General features: G+C 63.8%; 16 protein-coding genes and 1 pseudogene. 6 read left to right on the top strand and 11 right to left on the bottom strand.

Translation table 11 applies throughout. The features are described from left to right. Positions 1–37 precede the first annotated feature (37 nt). From BVH03_RS21460 to BVH03_RS21445, 4 genes and pseudogenes are all read right to left on the bottom strand, one after another. A complete protein-coding gene (locus BVH03_RS21460; protein WP_075963109.1) occupies positions 38–1,405 on the bottom strand; it encodes a glutamine synthetase family protein in 1,368 nt (455 codons plus the stop codon). Positions 1,406–1,470: 65 nt separating this feature from the next. After that, positions 1,471–1,939: pseudogene (locus BVH03_RS21455) on the bottom strand (aspartate aminotransferase family protein); the annotation flags it as partial. Continuing rightward, positions 1,936–3,513 carry a sensor domain-containing diguanylate cyclase gene (locus BVH03_RS21450; RefSeq protein WP_256574780.1) on the bottom strand — a complete coding sequence of 526 codons (1,578 nt, stop codon included), beginning with the start codon at positions 3,511–3,513 and terminating at the stop codon, positions 1,936–1,938. The gene BVH03_RS21450 and the pseudogene BVH03_RS21455, both read right to left, overlap by 4 nt. Before the next feature lie 124 nt (positions 3,514–3,637). Further along, entirely contained in the window at positions 3,638–3,991 is a 354-nt protein-coding gene (locus BVH03_RS21445; RefSeq protein WP_075963087.1) for a hypothetical protein, read from the bottom strand. A gap of 243 nt (positions 3,992–4,234) precedes the next feature. On the opposite strand from BVH03_RS21445, the gene BVH03_RS21440 reads away from it, so the two are divergent. Continuing rightward, complete coding sequence (locus BVH03_RS21440; RefSeq protein ID WP_256574779.1) at positions 4,235–5,494, top strand: MFS transporter; 1,260 nt, start codon at positions 4,235–4,237, stop codon at positions 5,492–5,494. On the opposite strand, the gene BVH03_RS21435 is transcribed toward BVH03_RS21440, so the two are convergent. Next, positions 5,491–5,967, bottom strand: coding sequence for a GNAT family N-acetyltransferase (locus tag BVH03_RS21435; RefSeq protein WP_075963086.1), 477 nt, complete (start codon positions 5,965–5,967; stop codon positions 5,491–5,493). The genes BVH03_RS21440 and BVH03_RS21435 overlap by 4 nt on opposite strands. 461 nt (positions 5,968–6,428) lie before the next feature. Here BVH03_RS21435 and BVH03_RS21430 point away from each other — a divergent pair, with 461 nt between their 5' ends. Beyond that, positions 6,429–8,606: a TonB-dependent siderophore receptor gene (locus BVH03_RS21430; RefSeq protein WP_075963085.1), complete on the top strand. Its 2,178-nt coding sequence runs from the start codon at positions 6,429–6,431 to the stop codon at positions 8,604–8,606. Between the two features lie 64 nt (positions 8,607–8,670). Here BVH03_RS21430 and BVH03_RS21425 read toward each other — a convergent pair whose 3' ends face one another. Continuing rightward, on the bottom strand, positions 8,671–10,239 hold the full coding sequence (locus BVH03_RS21425; protein WP_075963084.1) for a YdgA family protein: 1,569 nt from the start codon (positions 10,237–10,239) through the stop codon (positions 8,671–8,673). Between the two features lie 314 nt (positions 10,240–10,553). Between BVH03_RS21425 and BVH03_RS21420 the strand changes: the two genes are divergently transcribed. Further along, complete coding sequence (locus BVH03_RS21420) at positions 10,554–10,772, top strand: hypothetical protein (protein ID WP_143486028.1); 219 nt, start codon at positions 10,554–10,556, stop codon at positions 10,770–10,772. 237 nt (positions 10,773–11,009) lie between these two features. Here BVH03_RS21420 and BVH03_RS21415 read toward each other — a convergent pair whose 3' ends face one another. From BVH03_RS21415 to BVH03_RS21400, 4 genes are all read right to left on the bottom strand, one after another. After that, positions 11,010–12,104 carry a hypothetical protein gene (locus tag BVH03_RS21415; protein WP_075963082.1) on the bottom strand — a complete coding sequence of 365 codons (1,095 nt, stop codon included), beginning with the start codon at positions 12,102–12,104 and terminating at the stop codon, positions 11,010–11,012. Continuing rightward, complete coding sequence (locus tag BVH03_RS21410; protein ID WP_075963081.1) at positions 12,101–13,087, bottom strand: hypothetical protein; 987 nt, start codon at positions 13,085–13,087, stop codon at positions 12,101–12,103. The genes BVH03_RS21415 and BVH03_RS21410 overlap by 4 nt, the downstream gene beginning before the upstream one ends. A gap of 149 nt (positions 13,088–13,236) precedes the next feature. After that, positions 13,237–13,686, bottom strand: a complete 450-nt coding sequence (locus BVH03_RS21405) for a MaoC family dehydratase (RefSeq protein WP_075963080.1) — start codon at positions 13,684–13,686, stop codon at positions 13,237–13,239. Between the two features lie 45 nt (positions 13,687–13,731). After that, positions 13,732–14,289: a TetR/AcrR family transcriptional regulator gene (locus BVH03_RS21400; RefSeq protein WP_075963079.1), complete on the bottom strand. Its 558-nt coding sequence runs from the start codon at positions 14,287–14,289 to the stop codon at positions 13,732–13,734. 312 nt (positions 14,290–14,601) lie between these two features. On the opposite strand from BVH03_RS21400, the gene BVH03_RS21395 reads away from it, so the two are divergent. From BVH03_RS21395 to BVH03_RS21385, 3 genes are all read left to right on the top strand, one after another. Continuing rightward, on the top strand, positions 14,602–15,705 hold the full coding sequence (locus BVH03_RS21395; RefSeq protein WP_075963078.1) for an NADH:flavin oxidoreductase: 1,104 nt from the start codon (positions 14,602–14,604) through the stop codon (positions 15,703–15,705). Between the two features lie 140 nt (positions 15,706–15,845). Beyond that, positions 15,846–16,244, top strand: a complete 399-nt coding sequence (locus BVH03_RS21390; RefSeq protein WP_075963077.1) for a DUF2946 family protein — start codon at positions 15,846–15,848, stop codon at positions 16,242–16,244. Between the two features lie 136 nt (positions 16,245–16,380). Next, the gene (locus tag BVH03_RS21385) at positions 16,381–18,399 is read left to right on the top strand and encodes a TonB-dependent receptor (protein ID WP_075963076.1); all 2,019 of its coding nucleotides are present in this window, start codon (positions 16,381–16,383) and stop codon (positions 18,397–18,399) included. 61 nt (positions 18,400–18,460) lie between these two features. On the opposite strand, the gene BVH03_RS21380 is transcribed toward BVH03_RS21385, so the two are convergent. Further along, positions 18,461–19,000 carry an acyl-CoA thioesterase gene (locus tag BVH03_RS21380; protein WP_075963075.1) on the bottom strand — a complete coding sequence of 180 codons (540 nt, stop codon included), beginning with the start codon at positions 18,998–19,000 and terminating at the stop codon, positions 18,461–18,463. Between the last annotated feature and the right edge of the window lie 7 nt (positions 19,001–19,007).

Raw genomic sequence — 19,007 nt, 5'->3', positions numbered from 1 at the left:
GCCATGACGACTACCGCCGTGAACCCGGCCGCTGGCATCACGCGTGGTGCAGATACCAGCGCCAGTCCTGCTCGCCGACCTCGGCCATGAATTGGCGGTATTCGGTCTGCTTGATCGCCAGGAACACCTTGAGGAACTCGTCGCCCAGCGTTTGGCGCGCCCAGCTCGATTGCTCCAGAGCGCGCAGCGCGGTGAGCCAGTCGGTGGGCAGGAACTCGGTAGCCTGCTCGTAGCCGTTGCCGACGATGGCGGCGCCCGGGTCGATCTGCTCGCGGATGCCATGGTGGATGCCGGCGAGAATTGCCGCGGCCGCGAGATAGGGGTTGGCATCGGCGCCGCAGATGCGATGCTCGATGTGGCGGCTGACGGCCGGGCCACCCGGCACGCGGAACGACACGGTGCGGTTGTTCACGCCCCAGCTCCTGGCCAATGGCGCGTAGCTGTTGGTCTGGAAGCGGCGGAACGAGTTGGCGTTGGGACAGAAGATCGCCAGGGCGTCGAGTAGCGTGGCCATCATGCCGCCGATGGAGTGGCGCAGCAGCGGCGTGCCCTGTGGGTCTTCGCTGGCGTACAGGTTGTTGCCCTGCTGGTCGGCCAGGCTGACATGCAGGTGCATGCCGCAGCCGGCACGGTCGCCGAACGGCTTGGCCATGAAACAGGCCTGTAGCCCGTGCTTGTTGGCCACGCCGCGTACCAGGCGCTTGTAGCGCACGCCTTCGTCGACGGCCTGCAGCGCGTCGAAGCGATGCTCCAGGGTCAGCTCCAGCTGGCCCGGCGCGTACTCGGAAATCGCCGTGCGCACCGGCAGGCCCTGCACTTCACAGGCCGCGTAGAGGTCATCGAGAAACGGCTGCATCTGCTCCAGCTCGTAGACGCCGTACACCTGGGGCGCCTCGGGGCGCACGCCGTTCATCTGCACGGCCGGTTGCGGGCGACCGTTGGCGTCGCGCTGCTTGTCGAGCAGGTAGAACTCCAGTTCCACGGCCATCACCGGATGAAAGCCGTCGGCCTTGAGGCGCTCGATCACGCGCATCAGGGCGTGGCGCGGATCGGCCGCGGCAGCCGGCAAACCCTGGGTTGGGTGCATGCTCACCTGCAGCTGGCCGGTGGGCGTGCTACGCCAGGGTTGTAGGGTCAGGCTGCCGGGCAGCGGATAAGTCCAGCAGTCGGCGTCGGCGACTTCCCAGACCAGGCCGGTGGCTTCGACGTCCTCACCCTGTAGGGTCAGGGACAGGATCGAGCTGGGTAGCGGCCGACCGTTCTGGTAGATCGCCAGCAGCTCGTCACGGTGCAGCAGCTTGCCGCGCGGCAGGCCATTGGCGTCGATCAGCATCAGCTCGATGCTGCGCACCTCGGGGTTGGCAGCGAGAAAATCGCGGGCTTCCTGAATGTCGGCGAATTGCATGATCAGTACTCGAAAGGATGACGGAAATGCCGCCGCGATCATCGGCCGCGCGCCGTTCTGCGGCGTCAGGTACGGGCACCGGGGATCGTCAGCAGCTCGCGCAGCCCGTCATCGAGGGTGGCGAGCAATTTGTCGATGTCGGCAGCGTTGGTATCCGGGCAGCGCAAGGTCATGTTGTGAAACGGCGTGATGAGGATGCCACGGTTGATCCGCTACAGGTGCAAGGCCATCTGCAAACTGTCATGGAGGGCCGCCTCGGCGTCGGCACCGGTTTTCGGCGAGGTGGCGCAGAACTGGAATTCACAGCGCGCACCCAGCCTGGTCGCCCGACCAGTTCAGGCCGTGCTTGCCGATCAGCCTGCGCAGGCCGGCAGCCAGACGCTGCGGCCAGCGGCAGCATGTGATTGTAGGCGTCATTATCTCTTCGAGGCTCACGCGCATGCAGCGCATGGCCAGGGCGGTGGCCGATAGCCTGGTGCCCATGCCGCTATGGCCATCGCCGCTGCTGGTTTCGCTGGCGTGCTGCTGGGCTAGCGCGAGGCCAGCACCACGCGGTTGCGACCGCCGCCCTTGGCGACGTAGAGCGCCTGGTCGGCAGCCGCCACCATGGCCTCGGGGTCGCTGAATGCCTCACCGGGTACGCCGGCGACCACGCCAATACTCACGGTGATCTGGTCGTAGGCGGATTGGCGATGCTCGATCCCCAGGCGCTGCACCGCTTCGCGCACCTGCTCGGCCATGGCCAGGGCCTGTTCGGCGGATACGTCCGGCAGCACGATGGCCATTTCCTCGCCGCCATAGCGGGCCACCAGATCGCCCTCGCGGCGCACCCTAGCGCGCATCGCCTTGCTGACCTCGATGAGCGCCTGGTCACCGCGCTGGTGGCCGTAGGCATCGTTGTAGCCCTTGAAGAAATCCACATCGACCAGCGCGAAGGCCAGCGGCGTGCCCTCGCTGCCGGCGCGCTGGAATAAGCTGGCCAGGTAACCGTCGAGGTGACGGCGATTGGCCAGGCCGGTGAGGCCGTCTTCGGTAGCCAGGGTTTGCAGGGTGGTGTTGGCGGTGGCCAGGGATTGGTGCGCGGCGTGCAGTTCCACCGCCATGGCCGACTGCCGGCCCAGGGCGCGCAGCACCAGCAGGCCCATGATGCCGACGCCCAGCACGGCGGCCAGGGCAAAGCCCCACATCGCCCAGGCACGCTGTTTCCAGGCGGCCAGCGCCTCCCGCTCGGGCATCGCCACCGCCACCAGCACCGGGTACTTGGGGCTGGCGTCGAAGCCATAGATGCGCCGCACACCGTCGACGATGGCGGTCAGCGTCACCGAACCCTTGTCGATGCCCTGATTGATGGCCTGGAGCATCGGGCTCTGGGAAATGTTGGTCAGGTAGGTCTGCGCGTCGCTTTCCGAGCGGGCGAGGATGGTGCCGTCGCGCTTGGCAAGCACCACGATGCCCTGCTCGCCGAGTGGCAGCGAGCGATACAGGCTGCGAAAGCGCTCGACGCTGAGCGTGGCCAGGGCGACGCCACGGAACGTGCCGTCGTCCTCATAGATGCCCTTGGACAAGGTGATGACCCACTGCCCGGTAGTCTTGCCGCGCACCGGCTGGCCGATGTACAGCTCGCTGTTCGCACTCTGTCGGTGATGCTGGAAATACACGCGATCGGCGTTGTTCAGCGTTTGGGGTTCGGCATTGGTGGCCAGGAAATACTGGCCGTTGGCATCGGACATATACAGGCCGTCCAGCTCACCCAACTCGCGTATCTGGGTTCTGGCCACCTGGTTCAGTTCACGAATGTTGGCCTCGCCGTGCCCACCGGAGCGGTGCATGGAAATCAGCGCGGCCAGCACGGTATCGGCGACCCGGATGGTCGACTCGGCCTGACTGTTCAACGCGGCCGCCAGGGTCTGCATGGCTTCGGTGCTTTTAGCCGTGGCCTGAGCCTTGTCCCAGCGCACATGCAGGGCGGTCGACAGCAACAGCACGCCGCACACGAAAATCACTGCGGCGATCAGCAGACCACGCGGGTTGCCGGTTGCCGCAGGCAGGTCGAACTGTCGCCGACCTGAATCATGCACGTCTGGTCTCCCCGCTCGCTGCCGCGCCATCCCATCGCCTCTGCTGCCCTGAACGCCGTCGCGGCTCCGAGTTTCGTCAGGTGGCCGGCCGCGCACAGCGTACGCACAGATGAGCGCGGCGCCCAGCCCCCCGCGCGCGGGTCGCCGGCCTCGATCACCTTCGATCCGCCATGCCTTTGCGCTCAAGCGTTTCGAACCAGTCGGCGTAAGGCGTATTGGCGACCAGATAGCGGTTGTAATCCGGCGTGCCATCGCACCACCACACCGGGCCACGCTCACCCAGGCCGACCTTGGCCGCCTGCACCTGGGCGCGGGCGCGGGCGAGCGCTGCGGCGTCGTCTGCTGCCTTGGCGGCCTTGACCAGGCGCCGAGCGTCCATGAGCTCGTTGACCAGGACCTGGCGCCGCGACTCGCTCAAGGCGGGGTTGGACAGGCGCCATAGCCGGCCCCTGATGACCAGATAGCGGCCGTCTGGGGTGGTCAGGGCTGCCGCGTCGTGGCGACTCATGGGGTAGATCCGTTGCGGCCCGAATTTGCCAGCGCGGTGCAGTGGTGGTCGTACATGGGCCCTCGTCGCTTGGTCGCTGTCTGTCCCGAAATCGACCCGTGAGGCGGCGCAGAAGTTTAACCCGTTGCCGAATCAGGCGAGACAGGCGCGGCCTGCAGCCGTAAGCTTGGCGCCCTGTCCCGCCACTTGGCCAGGCAGGCATCCGGATGCCAGCCGGCCCTGCAGCCACTCGAAGCCTTGCGTATGAAAACCACTACCGATCTCGATTCACCCGAACTCGCTACCAACGACGTCGCCCCGCCTGTCCAGGCCCATGGTTTTCTGCTGCCAGTCGTCGGCGCCGCCGCGTTCTCGCACCTGCTCAACGACATGATCCAGGCGGTGATGCCAGCCGTTTACCCAATGCTCAAGACCCAGTTCTCGCTGAGCTTCGCGCAGATCGGCTGGATCGGCCTGGTGTACCAGATCACCGCCTCGCTGCTGCAGCCCTGGATCGGCATGTACACCGACAAGCACCCAAAACCCTACCTGCTGCCCTCCGGCATGGTGATGACCTTCATCGGTATTGCCCTGCTCGCCTTCGCCAACAGCTACGAGATGCTGCTGCTATCGGCGGCGGTGGTGGGCGTGGGCTCGGCGACCTTTCACCCCGAGGCGTCGCGTATCGCGCGGATGGCCTCCGGCGGGCGCTTCGGTACGGCGCAATCGACCTTTCAGGTCGGCGGCAACTCGGGCTCGGCCCTGGGGCCGCTGTTGGCGGCGGCCATCGTCATCCCCTACGGTCAGCATGCCATCGCCTGGTTCATGCTAGCCGCCGCCCTGGCGATCTTCGTGCTCTGCCGCCTCACCATCTGGAGCGTCCATCACGGCCAGGCGAAGCTGAAAAGCCTGGCCAGCAAACAGACGGTCGGCCTGAACCGCGGCCAGGTGATCCAGGCCATCGCGGTGATCTGCGTGCTGATGTTCGCCAAGTTCGTGTACATCGCGGCGTTCACCAACTTCTTTACCTTCTACCTGATCGAGCGCTTCGCCATGAGCGTTCAGCAGAGCCAGATCTACCTGTTCATCTTTCTCGCTGCGGTGGCGCTCGGCACCTTCGTGGGTGGCCCGGTGGGCGACCGCATCGGCCGCAAGGCGGTGATCTGGATTTCCTTCATGGGCGTGGCGCCCTTCGCCCTGGCCCTGCCCTATGTCGGCGCCACGGCGACGGCAGTGCTGGCGATCATGATCGGCCTGGTGATGTCATCGGCGTTCGCGGCCCTGGTGGTTTACGCCCAGGAAGCGGTGCCGGGTCGCGTCGGCATGGTGTCCGGGCTGATGTTCGGCCTGATGTTCGGTATCGGCGGCATCGGCGCAGCCGGCCTGGGCGAGCTGGCCGACGTGCAAGGCATCATCTGGGTTTACCACCTGGTGTCCTTCCTGCCGCTGCTGGGCCTGGCCACCGCGCTACTGCCCAGCACCCGACCGCTCAAGCCAACGGCGCCGGCCCCCGCAGGCCGCTAATCCGCCACCTGCAGCTCGTAGTGCAGGTAGCCGAGGGCGTTGGCCCCGAGATGGGCGAACCCGGCACGCTCGTAGAGCCGCCGGGCCGGGTTATCGGCACGCACGTGCAGGCTCAGCGTCTCGAAGCCCACCTGCCGGGCGCTGTCGATATAGGCCCCGACCAGCATCTGGCCGATTCCTCTTCGCCGGTATGCCTCGCTGACATGCAGGGTGTACAGCTCCGCGTGCCCCAGCTCATCGGCCCATAGCGAATAGCCGACGAGCTGGTCATCGACACAGACGATGGTCAGCCGCTCGAAGTTCTCGACCCACTGCGCGAGATGCCGCTCGGCAGCCATTTGCCAGGCTTGCTCATGCTGCGGTTCCCATTGACGGATATAGCCCAGTTCGCCGCGGTAGATGGCCGGTAAATCGGTAACCCGCGCAGGCCTCAGCACAGGTTTCGAGTCGTCCCAGGCTGGCTTGCCAATCATCGTAAATACCCTCATTGAACGGCGGCGGAAAGCTGACGCTAAGGGTCTGTTCCCGTTTCACGCACGGCCGCGCCGGAGCCAGCTTTTGCGCGAAGCAAGGCACGAGATGCGAAGTTTGGTAGGCCAAATGAGCCATCGAGTAACGCTGCGTCGCGCAAAAACTGGCCCGGCCCTCCGGGTGGGGCCGCCTAGGTTGCGCGGGAAATGACCTCCGCTGTCGTTGCAGGACTTGGCAAAGGAGCGACCATTCCCTGCGTCCTGCGCCTAACCGGAGGCCATTTCTCGCTGCAACGCGGCTCGCGCTGAAACGGGAACAGACCCTAGCCACTTTTAATCGATAAACCCTTGAAGAATCGACGAATTCGCGAAAGGCGCTTTGTCATCCGGAAATATCTTGAGACTATAATGGTAACGATTATCACAATCATAACGCCTCCTACTTATCTGACAGAGAACCCGTCATGTCGCGTCTCGCCCCACCTCGCTGCTTCACTGCGCCCCGCAACCACCTGGCTCTCGCCATCTGCATGGCCACCATGGCGCCGGCCCTGGCTCAGCAAAGCAGCGAGGCACCGGAGGGCAACGTTGGCGTGATGGAACTGGGCGCCACCGAAATCACCAACACTCAGTTGGGCAGCACCACCGAAGGCTCGCGCTCCTACACCACAGGTGCCATGTCCACCGCCACCAAGCTGCCCATGACCATGCGCGAAACGCCCCAGGCGGTCACCGTGATCACACGGCAGCGTATGGATGATATGGGTATGACCAGCATCAATGACGCCATCGACGCCGCGCCAGGTGTATTTCTAAGCTATGGGGACGGCCCAGGCCGGCAGACCTATTACGCCCGCGGTTTCGACATCGACAACCTGATGTATGACGGCATCCCCAGCGGCTACAACGGTGTAGGTGTGGGCGTGCAACCGAACCTGGCGATGTTCGACCGGGTGGAGATCGTGCGCGGCGCCACCGGCCTGGTCACTGGCGCAGGCAACCCCTCGGCGGCAGTCAATATGGTGCGCAAGCGGCCGCTGGCCGATCAGCGCGTCACCCTCACAGGCGCAGCCGGTAGCTGGGACGATTACCGCGGCGAAGTCGACGCCTCCAGCCCGCTCAACGAAAGCGGTACCCTGCGCGGCCGGGTAGTGACCTCGTACCGCGACGCCAACAGCTTCGTCGACGGCGCCGAGGAAGATCACGGCCTGTTCTACGCCATTACCGAGGCGGACCTGAACGACGACACCACCCTGGCCGTCGGCTTCTCGCACCAGAAGGACAAGACCAACTATTTCTGGGGGGCATCGATGATCGGCCTGGACGGCCGCCATCAGGATCTGCCGCGCTCCTATAATCCGGGTACCGACTGGGAGAACAAGGAGCAGGAAACCAACACGCTGTTCGCCGAACTGCGTCAACAATTGGCAAATGACTGGAAGCTGCAGGTCAATGCCAATTATTCCGACCTGAATGCTATTTTCTCAGGCTCCTACCTGTCGCGCTGGGCAGCTGACAACAGCCTTGAGCGAACCGTCTGGCAAGCCAAATATGACGAGCACAAGCTCGGCCTGGATAGTTTTGTCAGTGGCCCGTTCGAGGCTTTTGGGCGCTCCCATGAACTGGTGGTGGGCGCCAGCAAGCGCATCACAGACATGAACACCCACAGCTACAGCCCTTACGATCTGTACTGGCCGCTCGATGCCGGCAAACCGGACTTCACGCGCACCGGCAGCAAGCGCACGGTCACTACCGAGGACGGCGTGTACCTGACCACCCGCCTGAGCCTGGCCGACCCGCTGAAACTGATCCTCGGCGGGCGCCTGGACTGGTACGACTACGACGACAAGGAAAGCTCAGCGGCCGACTACAAGGTAACCCGTAACGTCACCCGACTAGCCGGGCTGATCTACGACCTGGACGATCACCACTCGGTCTACGTGAGTTACAGCGACATTTTCAAACCACAAACCGAAAAAGACATCACCGGCTCTCCAGTCAGGCCCATCGAGGGAAAGAACTACGAGGTGGGCATCAAGGGTGAATACTTCGACGGTGCCCTGAACGCCAGCGCAGCTCTTTTCCGCATCGACCAGGAGAACCGTGCAGTAGAAACATCCAGGCTGGGCTGTCCGCAGAGCGCCTGCTACCTGGCCTCCGGCGAGGTACGCAGCGAGGGCATCGATCTGGAGCTACAAGGCGCACTTACCGAGAATTGGCAGCTCGGAGCAGGCTATACCTACGCTCGAGTGCACATCTTGAAGGATGCCGCCAACCCGCAAAACGAAAACCAGCGCTTCGATACCGATCTCCCCGAACACCTGTTCAAGCTTTCAACCGTATACCGCTTCCAAGGCCCGCTGGAGAAGCTGCGCGTGGGTGGCAATCTGTCCTGGCAGAGCCGTCTCTACAACGACATCCCATTGGACGATGGCAGCAGCTACCGCCTCAAGCAGGGCGCCTACGCCCTCACCAACCTGATGGCAGGCTATGCGGTAAACGAGAACCTCGACCTGCAGCTCAATGCCAACAACATCTTCGACAAGAAGTACTACTCGTCGATTGCCAGTTCGGTGGATTACGGCGGCGACACCTACGGCATGCCGCGCAACCTGATGCTGACCGCCAAATACAGCTTCTGAGCCCGCACCTCATCCACAAAAAAGCCAGTCTTCCGACTGGCTTTTTTGCATTCACGCGAGGGAATCACTCAGCCTGAGCGGGCGCCTGGGTGTCAGCGCCGTCGTCGTAGCCGCCCATGTCTTCCGGCGCGCCGCCGTAGACCGACGCATCAGCACCGCCCATGCCGCCGGTCTTGGACATCACCAGCATGACGAACTCGTCGACGCTCATGTCCTGGCCGTTGAAGGTCACCTTGTTGTCGGCGTAATGCAGGGTCGACTGCAGGGTCTCGCCTTCCAGGGTCACCAGGCCGGTGCCGAGCGCCATGCCGCTGCCCATCTCGGTCATCATCGCCGCCTGCTGCTCGACGGCCTGGGCATCGGTGACGCCTTCGACCATGGCCTGGATGCGCACGCCATCGCCGATCACCGCCTTGGCGACCGACAGCTTGGCATCCAGCTGGCCAATCAGTTGCCGGCCCAGCTCGTCTGGCGGCAGCTCGAAGGATTCGGGCTTGTCCATGTCCACCACCACCCGCAGCGAGGCCTGGCCATGGGGCGTGGTGAGGGTGAGGTTATCCATTGCCAGCTGTGGTTTGCCGGCCAGCAGCTTCTCAAGGTCGGCCTTCATGCGCGCCTCTTCGTCGACCGAAAAGTCGAGCTGGGAAGCCTTTTCACCCAGGGCCTGGGCTTTCTGGATGGGCGTCAGTTTGTCTTGGTAGAGCTTGAACAGCGACTGCAGCGCCGCGCTGTCGAAGTTCTTGATGGCCCACAGGGTGCGCAGGCCGCCGATGTCCTGGCCGTCGTAGCTGACCATGCCAAGGTCATAGCCGATCTGCCCGTTGAGCATGCTGCCGCTTTCTTGCAGGCTGCCGACCTGGGCGATGTCCTTGATCAGCACGGCAGGCTTGTCACCGACCTTGATCTGCGCGGTGGCCAGCTTGATGCTGCTGTCGCCGACGTAGAAATCGGCGCTGCCCAGGCGCTGGTCGCTGGTCAGGGTCAGCCCATGCAGGTCGGCCTGCACCGGCGTGTTCTCGGTGCTGGTGATCGACAGGCTGTCCATGGCGCCGCTGACCTGCACTTCCTTGGCGTGCTTGCTGGCTTCGAAGTCCAGGGTCATGCCGGAAAAGTTGACCGTGGAAGTTGGCGACGGCGCGAAATCCAGCGGCGTCAGCACCAGCGAACCGCGACTGGCGCCGTTATAATCCAGGCTGGCCTGGCCGGTGAGCGGCGCAGCACCCTTGGCGGCATCGAACCACTTCTGGGTCAGCTCGTTGGGTTCCAGCTGGTAGTTGCTGGCGACCATGACCGGCCACAGGTTCAGGCGCATCAGGCGCGACAGCGGCAGCGGGCCGTGCTCGATGTTGTCCAGCAGCAGTACTTCCATGTGCCGCGCCTCGCCCTCTTCGGACGGCGCATCGAAGCTGAACTTGTAGCGCGCGGTGCTGGTGAACAGACGAGTCTCCAGCGACACCAGCTCCAGCTTGAAGCTGGCTCCGCTGCCCAGCAGCGCTTCAGCCCCCTGGCGATTGGATTCCTCGATGAGGTCGTTGAGAACGCCGGGTAACTGGGTGCCGGTGTACCAGGCGCCGGCCGTGCTGAGTGCACCGACCGCCACCAGCCCTACTGCTACTGCTGCTAATTTGTTCATCGTCTGCTCAATGCATGTCCATGATGGGAATGTTCGGCCTTCCTGGCCTGGCGCATGGTGCGCATGCTGCGAAAGGCGGCAGCCATCTTAGCACCCTGGCATTTATGGCACTGTGCGAGCGCTCTTGATTTTCTCGTCAGAACCGCCGTTTCCGAGCCCAAGGTGCAACCCGACCGGTCACTCATCGGCAGGTAGCCCGCAGCGGCCAACTTCTCCTGAATCCTTGCGCCTCGCCCGTAGTCATATTTCACCAGTAGGGCATGGATCATCCGTGCCCGAGCCGGCCAGCGACAGGCCATGACCGAGGTGCGCAAATGGCTACACAGAGTGAACGAGTGCTCGAACAGGCCATAATGGCCATGCTGGGCGCCTGCATCGACCTGGGCTACGACGTCGACAAGCTGGCAAAGAAAGCCCAGATACTGGTTCTCGACAACAGCAAGTACAACTACGTCGAGCAACCCATGCCCTCGACACCCCACGAAGCCATCGAGCGCGCCCTGTCGACGATCAAGAGCGCACCGCGGATTTGAGCGATCAGGTGGCACGCTGGTTGTCTGCCGATGCGACCAGCAATGGTGGACGGATCGGGCAGCACAGGCCATGCGTCGCCGCCTGAGTAACTAACTGCGGGAGCGGGAGAGGACGCCTGGTCCATGCTGGCGATTTTTTCGCGGGCATGGCCCGCTCCCGCAGAATAGGTGGATGGCCGCTTCCGCCAATTAGCCGCCAAAGTCGCCGAACCTGGGCTTAAAGATTGTGAACGGGCTCTAAGGATCGATCTTGCGCCGTAGCCACGAGAACGGCGCCAGCACCCAGAACAACCCACAGGCCAGCGCTCGCGTGCATACCCGAGCCGGCAACGGTGCCGGTCGCCAGTGCGGCTCGGCAACGAAGGCACCAGCCGGGCGAAAGTGCGCCAACGGGCGTGTCAAAAAGCCCTGCCAGAGTCCACCTCGAGAGATCGCCACGCCGAGGTTCTCCGGGACGAAGAACCCCGAGTGACCGTACCCGTCGGCGCGCACGTTGAGCGTCGACTTGGCCAGATAGCCCACCGCTCCACCGGGCCCGGCACCGGGAATGGCGTACTCGGCGAACGGCACGGCGCGATCCTGAGCGCCGACATGGTTGAGTACCGCCTCCACCCGCCCCTGCTGGATGAGCCGATCCCAGTCGTAGTCCGGGCGCACGATGCTCGCCGCGGTGATGATGCGACCGAACTGCAGATCGGCGAACTCGGGGTTCTCCAGCACCCGCGCCAGCAGCAGCGTGCCAAAGCTGTGGGCGATGATGTCCGGCCTGTCGGGCAGGCGGCTCTTTCGCGCCTCCGCGATGGCGATGCGCATGCGCTCGCCCAGGCGCCTGGCGAGACGCACGTGCAGCCAGCGGGCGAATACGTCGATGGTCGCCCAGCCGTACTTGTAGATCAGTACCGGCGCCGAATAGCTGAGCCGGTTGGCGATTTCCCAACTGAACGCTTCCTGCCATTTGGCCCGGCTGTTCATGCCGTGGATGACGATCACCCAGCGAATGTCGCGGCTGCTCTCGCCCACCAATCGGTAGCTGGGCTCGACCTCGGGCTCGACGCCCTGTTGCTGAAAGTCGGCTTGGCAGAACGGGCAGAACGTATTGGCCACGCCTGCCGGCAACAAACGCGCGCACCCCGCCATGGGGCAACGGTAGGCATCGCGGCGCACGGCGGCCTGGGCGCTGGCCAGGCCATCGAGAAACGCCTGCAGCTCGGTATCGCCAGGCGCCACCTCGACCGCCTGGGCGAACTGCGCCAGGGTAAATTCCAGCTCGACGCCCTGGCTCAGGCGCCGGTCGATTTCCGCCTGCCAGCGGTCTGACCGTGCAGTAGTCATGGCGCGCCGTTGTATGCCCAGAGCAGCTCGACGATGCGCAGCACGTCTTCACGTTTGCACTGCGCCCAGATGCGCAGCCGTGCTTCACGGCCGTAGACCTGCACGGCGATGCGCCGGCTGGTACCGTGTTCTTCGGCGGCGAAATGCAGCATGCCCTGGGCACGGTCGAACTGGCCGGTGTCCACTGCCTGCAACACCACACGCACCGGCTCGACGGCGTCGATGCCGCCGTCGGCCAGGGTCGAGGCCATCTCCACATAACCGCCATCGAGTTCGAAGCGGGTCGAATGCACGCCCTTGCCTTTGCTCGCCGCCACCTTGACGGCCTGGTCGAGGGGAATGGGTTTCGCCGCGGCGTCCGGGCAACCGATGGCGGCCAGCGTGCGGCGGATGTCCTGAAAAACCGCTTTGTGATCGATCTCGGGGTTGCGGTGAATCAGTACCAGACAGTAAGGATCGGCAAAGCGCCATTCGAAGCGCACCACACTGCGATCCAGGCGCTGCCGATAGGCGTCGAAGCGGTAGTGATCCAGCCCTTCCTCCAGGGTGAAATCCTTGGCTTTGAAACGATTCCAACCGGCCTTGCCCTGATGCCAGAGCAGCGACAGGCCGGTATCGGACAGCGCGATATGGGTGAGCGTCAGGGCTTGCGGGAAATCCAGGCTGGCGCTGGCGCCGAGCACTTCGGCATGGGGGCTCGAGGCGATACCGGCAGCCAGCTGCACCCCATCAACCTCGGGCGGCGCGATCAGGTAAAGGTGCTGGTCACCCCAACCCTCGACTTCCGCCAGCCAGGCTTCGAGCTTTTCCTGGGTCAGCTCGTCGGCATCGATGGCCGCGTCAAGGCTGGCAGTGAAATCTTCCTTGGTCGCGCCGATTCTGGCCGTGGTGCTGCGCAGCAGCTCTTTGATGAAGGCATTGCCCTGGGCGACGATCACCCGTCGCACCAGCTCCTTGAGTTGCGATTTGCTCAGCGAATCCATGCCCTCTCCCGGCAGTACAGAGCGGCCTGCGTCAAGACACCAAATAGCTATACGCCATCATGCTGTTCAAAGAGGAATTTGGCTCGGTCAGCGTGTTTCGGCAACTACCCACCCGCACTACCGGCAGTGCATCTGGTCGAGCGTGTCGTTCAGCTACGCCGCGGCACCACCAGATTGCCCACGGAAATCTGTACGGCCTGATCGTGCTGATTCAGGGTGGTGGTGCGCAGCTTGACCAGGCCCTGGCCAGGTTTGCTCCTGGACGGCCGTACCTCCAGCACCTCCAGTTCGACCCGCAGCTCGTCGCCGGGCCGCACCGGCAGTGGCCAGCGCAGTTCGTCGAAACCGGCACCGATGATGCCACCGGCCAACTTCGGCTCGCAGTCCACCAGCAAGCGCATGGTCAGTGCCGCGGTATGCCAGCCACTGGCCGCCAGCGAACCGAACAGCGACTGGCGCGCCGCTTGGTTATCGAGATGAAAGGGTTGCGGGTCGAACTCACGGGCAAAGGCCTTGATGGCGTCTTCGTCAACGCGCGCCCGGGTGGCACCCGTGAAATGCTGCCCGGGGGCGAGGTCATCGAGATAATGAAGGGTCATGGCGATCTCCCAGTACGTGACGAATGCGCATCGGTGAACGGAGTGTCATTGTGTACCGTCGGGCTGCGGCGCGCGGCAGGCGCCGAGAATTTCATCGGCCAGGGGCGAGTCATCGGGGCAGGCACGTGACAGCACGATGGCGCCTACGGCCTGGGCGAGCTGGCCAATGAGCCTGGCCCGCTGCTGCTCGTCTGCTTCCTGCTCGCCATTGCGCGCCAAGCTGGTGAGCAGGGCCTCGATGGCGTCGGCGAAGATCGCCTTCAGCGCTTCGGGCTGGCGCGCCGCATCCCCGCCAAGGGCGGAAAGCGTACAGCCGTGGTCGCGGGTATCGCGGTGCCTGCGGGTCAGATAGCCCTCGAAGAACTGCTGCGCGTCCAATTCCTGGCTGCGCTCCAGGGTTTGCGCGATGCCGCAGGCCGCGGACTCCACCATCAGGTCTGCCTTGGAGCCAAAGTGCTTGTAGAAGCCGCCATGGGTGAAGCCGGCGGCGGCCATGAGATCCGCAACGCCGACGCCGTCATAACCGCGCTCCCGAAACAGCTGCGATGCCGTCTCCACGATCAGCGCCCGGTTCGCCTGGGCCTGGGCTTTGCTTACGCGCATATCGCCGCCTCTGCATTGATGCTCGACTCAATGACCTCAGCATACATAGATGTCAATCATAATCAAAATATTGACATAAAAGATTATGAACATAATCTTAACCCTCGACGGCAATACGTCCCCGGTATTCGCGCCATGAATGGCGTACGTATCAGCGGCGCGCCGACGCTTGCAAGGCGATGAGGGTCATGGGCATATGACGGCGCTTCGCTGTCGATTGCGGCCGCCGTTGCGCCCCAGTCCAGCCATACCTTTATGTGCAAGCAGCAAGCCGCTGACCGCAGCGGTCATTCAACCCGAGATGAGGTGTTCATGTCCGACGACGTTCTGTTCAGCCCTTTCAAGCTGAAAAGCCTGACACTCCCCAACCGTATCGTCATGGCGCCGATGACCCGCGCCATGGCGCCAAAAGGTATTCCAGCCGAGGCACACGCCGAGTATTACCGCCGCCGCGCCGAAGGCGGTGTCGGCCTGATTCTCACCGAGGGCACGGTGATCGACCGCCCGGCTTCGCGCAACATGCCGGGCATCCCTTTCTTCCACGGCGACGCGGCGCTGGCCGGCTGGGGTGAAGTAGCAAAGGCCGTGCATGCCGCTGGCGGGCTTATCGGGCCGCAGATCTGGCACACCGGCTCGACCCGTGGCCAGGGCGGCTGGGAGCCTGAAGCGCCGGTCGAGAGCCCCAGCGGGCTGGTGGGGCCGGATGATCCGCGCGGCGCGGCGATGAGTCTGGAAGACATCGCCGATACCGTAGCCGCCTTCGCCAAGGCCGCTGCCGATGCCAAGCGCCTGGGCTTCGATACCGTGGAGCTGCACGGCGCCCACGGTTACCTGATCGACCAGTTCTTCTGGCCCGGCACCAACACCCGCACCGATGCCTTTGGCGGTGCCACGATCGCCGAGCGCTCGCGCTTCGCCGCCGAGGCAGTCCGCGCGGTACGCGCTGCGGTGGGTGAAGACTTCCCGTTGATCCTGCGCGTCAGCCAGTGGAAGCAGCAGGACTACGCCGCGCGCCTGGCCACTACGCCGGAGCAGATGAGCGAGTGGCTGGCGCCGCTGGTCGAAGCCGGCGTGGATATCCTGCACTGCTCGCAGCGGCGTTTCTGGGAACCGGAATTTCCGGAACTGGACGGCGCCGAGGGCCTGAACTTCGCCGGTTGGGCGAAGAAGCTCACCGGTGCGGCGACCATCAGCGTCGGTTCGGTGGGGCTCGATGGCGACTTCTTCGGCGCCTTCGGCGGCAAGGGCTCCGGCGCTGCGGTGCTGGATAAGCTGCACCTGCGCATGGCGCGTGAGGAGTTCGACCTGATCGCCGTAGGCCGCGTGCTAATCTCCGATGCCGGTTGGGCCAACAAGGTGCGCAATGGTGAGCCGCTGCCAGGCTTCAACGCCGCCGACCTCGCGACGCTGGCCTGATCATTGGCGCACACCTGTGCGCCTGAAACACAACGGGCGCGGGGACCGACTCTCCGCGCCCCGCCCGCCTCTGCCAATGCGGCAATTCACCACGCCAAGCGACCGCGCCAAACCTTACCGTGGTGGTAAAGTTCGGCCCCATGAAATTCGTACGCGCTGAACGGTCGCTGATTGCATGGACGCTGTACGCCAGCGTTCTGTTCACCCTGTTCGTCTGTGGTATTCACCACGGCCAAATGAGCGGTCTGACCCTCAGCGGCCTGAGTGGTGGTTACTGCGCCTTTGGCAGCGATCACGGCCAAAGCTACAACGACAGCAACTCCAGCCAGTCTCAGCAAATGAGTGCGCAGTTCAGCTGCCCACTGTGCTCCTCCACATCCCTGACCCTCGCCCTCAACACCGCCTCGTGGCACATCGGCCACCTTCAGTCGGCCATACCGTCGCCGACTCTCGAACGCAGCCTGGCGCAACCGCCACCGCGCTATCTACGGCCCTCCCTGAATCCTCGCGCGTCCCCTACCCGCTTCCTCGCCGTGTGACCCAATCAGCCTGACTCCAACAGTCTGCGCGCTCGCGCAGCCGCGAATCAGCGTCACTTATCTGCGTGGAAACACCTCAATGAAAACCACACACACCACTCTGCTACCAGCAGTGCGCCGTTCTGCGCCTCACGTAATGCTGTCCTGTCTGTTCACTGCTGCACCACTGACCTCGGCCATCGCCGATACCCGCAATGCCGGCGACTCCGTCGTCACCCTGGGCGCAGTCAGTGTGGTCGGCGAGCAAACCGGCCCCCTGACCAGCCGCAACATTCTCAGCTCGGTCGACGTACTGGGCGCCGACACGCTCGAAAAGCAGCCGGTGCAATACAGCTGGGAACTGTTCAGCCGCGCGCCTGGCGTGATGCTCACGCAATTCAACCAGGGCACCACTTCCGGCAAGCTGTCGTTTCGCGGTTTTAACGGCGAAGGTGAGGTGAATGCCGTCAAGCTGCTGATCGATGGCATTCCCAGCAATACCAACGACGGCAACATGCCCTTCATCGACATGGTGTTCCCGCTGGAGATCGACAGCATCGAAGTGGTACGCGGCACCAACGACCCACGCTACGGGCTGCACAACATTGCCGGCAACGCCAGCATCAACACCCGCCAGGGCGGCAACGACGGCAAATTGCGCCTGCGCTATGGCAGCTTCGACACCCGCGAGTTGCAGGTGCTCAAGGGCATCGAAGACGCTAACTGGAGCCAGAACTATTCGTTCAGTTACCAGAGCAGCAGCGGCTACCGGGATCACGCCGACGCTGCGCGCATGAGTTTCTCGGGCAAATGGTTCTACACCGCCGATAACGATGCCTGGCGCGCCGGTTTGATCGCCCGGCACTACAAGGCCGATGCAGACGAGCCCGGCTACCTGAGCCGCTTCGACTCACACGACCGCCCACACCAGTCATATGTCAACAACGCCACCGATACCGGTGAACGTGAGATGAACCAGATCAGCCTGCACCTCGACACCAACCTCACCGACACCTTGAGCCTGGCCAGCAAGGCCTATGTGAATACCTTCGAAGACCGGCGCTGGACGCAGTACTGGCGCACCTCGTCGCAACAGGAACGTTATGCCGATGAAACCCAGTATGGCGCGCTGAGCAGCCTGACCTGGCGGCCGGAGGTAGAGCACCTGCATGCTTTCGCGCTCGAGGGCGGCGCCGAGGTACAGCGCCAGGAGAACGAGAGCCTTCGCTACCGAACCCTGCAACGCAGCCGCGTAACGCAAACCCGCGATCAGAATTTCGACCTGAGCGTTTACGGCGCCTACCTGCAGGCGGTTATCGAGCCAACCGACACGCTGAAGATCATCCCGGCGTATCGCGTCGACAAGCTGTACGGCAACTACCGCAACGAACTGACGAATGAGCGCGCCGACCTAAACGATTACGGCCTGATCAAGCAGCCCAAACTCAGCGTCGTCTATTCGCCGTGGCAACAGGCGAGTTTCTATGCCAACTGGGGGCGCAGCTACCAGGTCGGTGTTGGCTCGGCGGCCTATCGCCTGGCAAGCCAGAGCGACGATCTGAAACCGTCGATCAACGATGGCTGGGAAGCCGGCATCAAGTTCAGGCCTGCCGATTGGCTGGATGGGCGCATCGCCTATTGGGAACAGGAGGCCTCGGACGAAGTGCAGCGCAAGCTCAATGACGCGGTGGGCGATGCCGAAAACGTTGGGCAAACCCTGCGTAAGGGCTGGGATTTGCAAGTGAACCTGTACCCGACCGAGGCCAGCAGCATCTGGCTGTCCTATTCGCGGCAGTTCTCCGAGATTCTCAAGCCCAACCCCAATCTGCCGGCCAGCAAGGGCAAGGAGATGGATCACGTTCCACATCACCTTTACGCCGCGGGCACCACCTATCAGCTGACGCCCGCACTGCAGCTATCGGCTTGGGCCAATGGGCAGAGCGACTACTACCTGGAGCGCACCAACAGCACGGGTAAATACGGTGACTATGTTCTGCTCAACCTGGGTGCGGTTTATCAGGTCTCACCGACACTCAGTGTCGACCTGCAAGCCAAGAACATCACCAACCGCTATTACGAATACGCCTGGTATGACGACAGCGCGGGCGTACGGCAATCGCTGCACGCCCCAGGCGATGGACGGGCGCTGTATGCGGGGTTGACCCTGGACTTCTGATCCAGCGAGGTAACTGCAGCGTCGGCGATACCTCGGGCAGTCCCGGACGTATCGCTGACGCTTACTGCTCTTCGGTACGCAACTGGTTGCTCAACCCGTCGCAACTGGCTGACCATTCACGGAGCCAGTCCGCCAGCGCTGGCGACTGCTCTGGCAGGCCGAGCTCGCCGGCGAAGTCGGCTGGCGGGACGTTGCCATGCCGGCCGCGAAACAGACCACGCATGATCACCACGCCAGCCACCCGCCCATCCTTGACGAAGCGGTGTTCCATGAAGCTCCACTTGTCGTCCCAGCCGAGCATGCGGGTGTGGATTTCGAAGCGCTCGAACAACCGCAGCTCGCGGCGGAACTTGCCCCATACGTCACCGACGATGGGCAGCGCGCGCTGGCGCAGCGCCACCCGGAACGCGCCGCTGCGCAGCACGTAGTCCATGCGGCCGATGTCGGCGAGGGTAAAGTAGCGACCGTTGGTGACGTGACGGTTCAGGTCGAGATCCAGCGGCCAAACGCGCATGCGCACCACGGTGGTATCGAACGCCGAAACGGGTTTGCGCCAGGGCCGGCGCAGCAGCATCAGGAAAAGACGGAACCAGAGATTCATGGGGCGA

The sequence above is a fragment of the Pseudomonas sp. PA15(2017) genome, assembly GCF_001945395.1.
In the GTDB taxonomy this organism is placed as follows: Bacteria; Pseudomonadota; Gammaproteobacteria; order Pseudomonadales; family Pseudomonadaceae; genus Aquipseudomonas.
The sequence above is the reverse complement of the archived record's forward strand: the minus strand, read 5'-3'. Positions and strand labels throughout refer to the sequence as shown.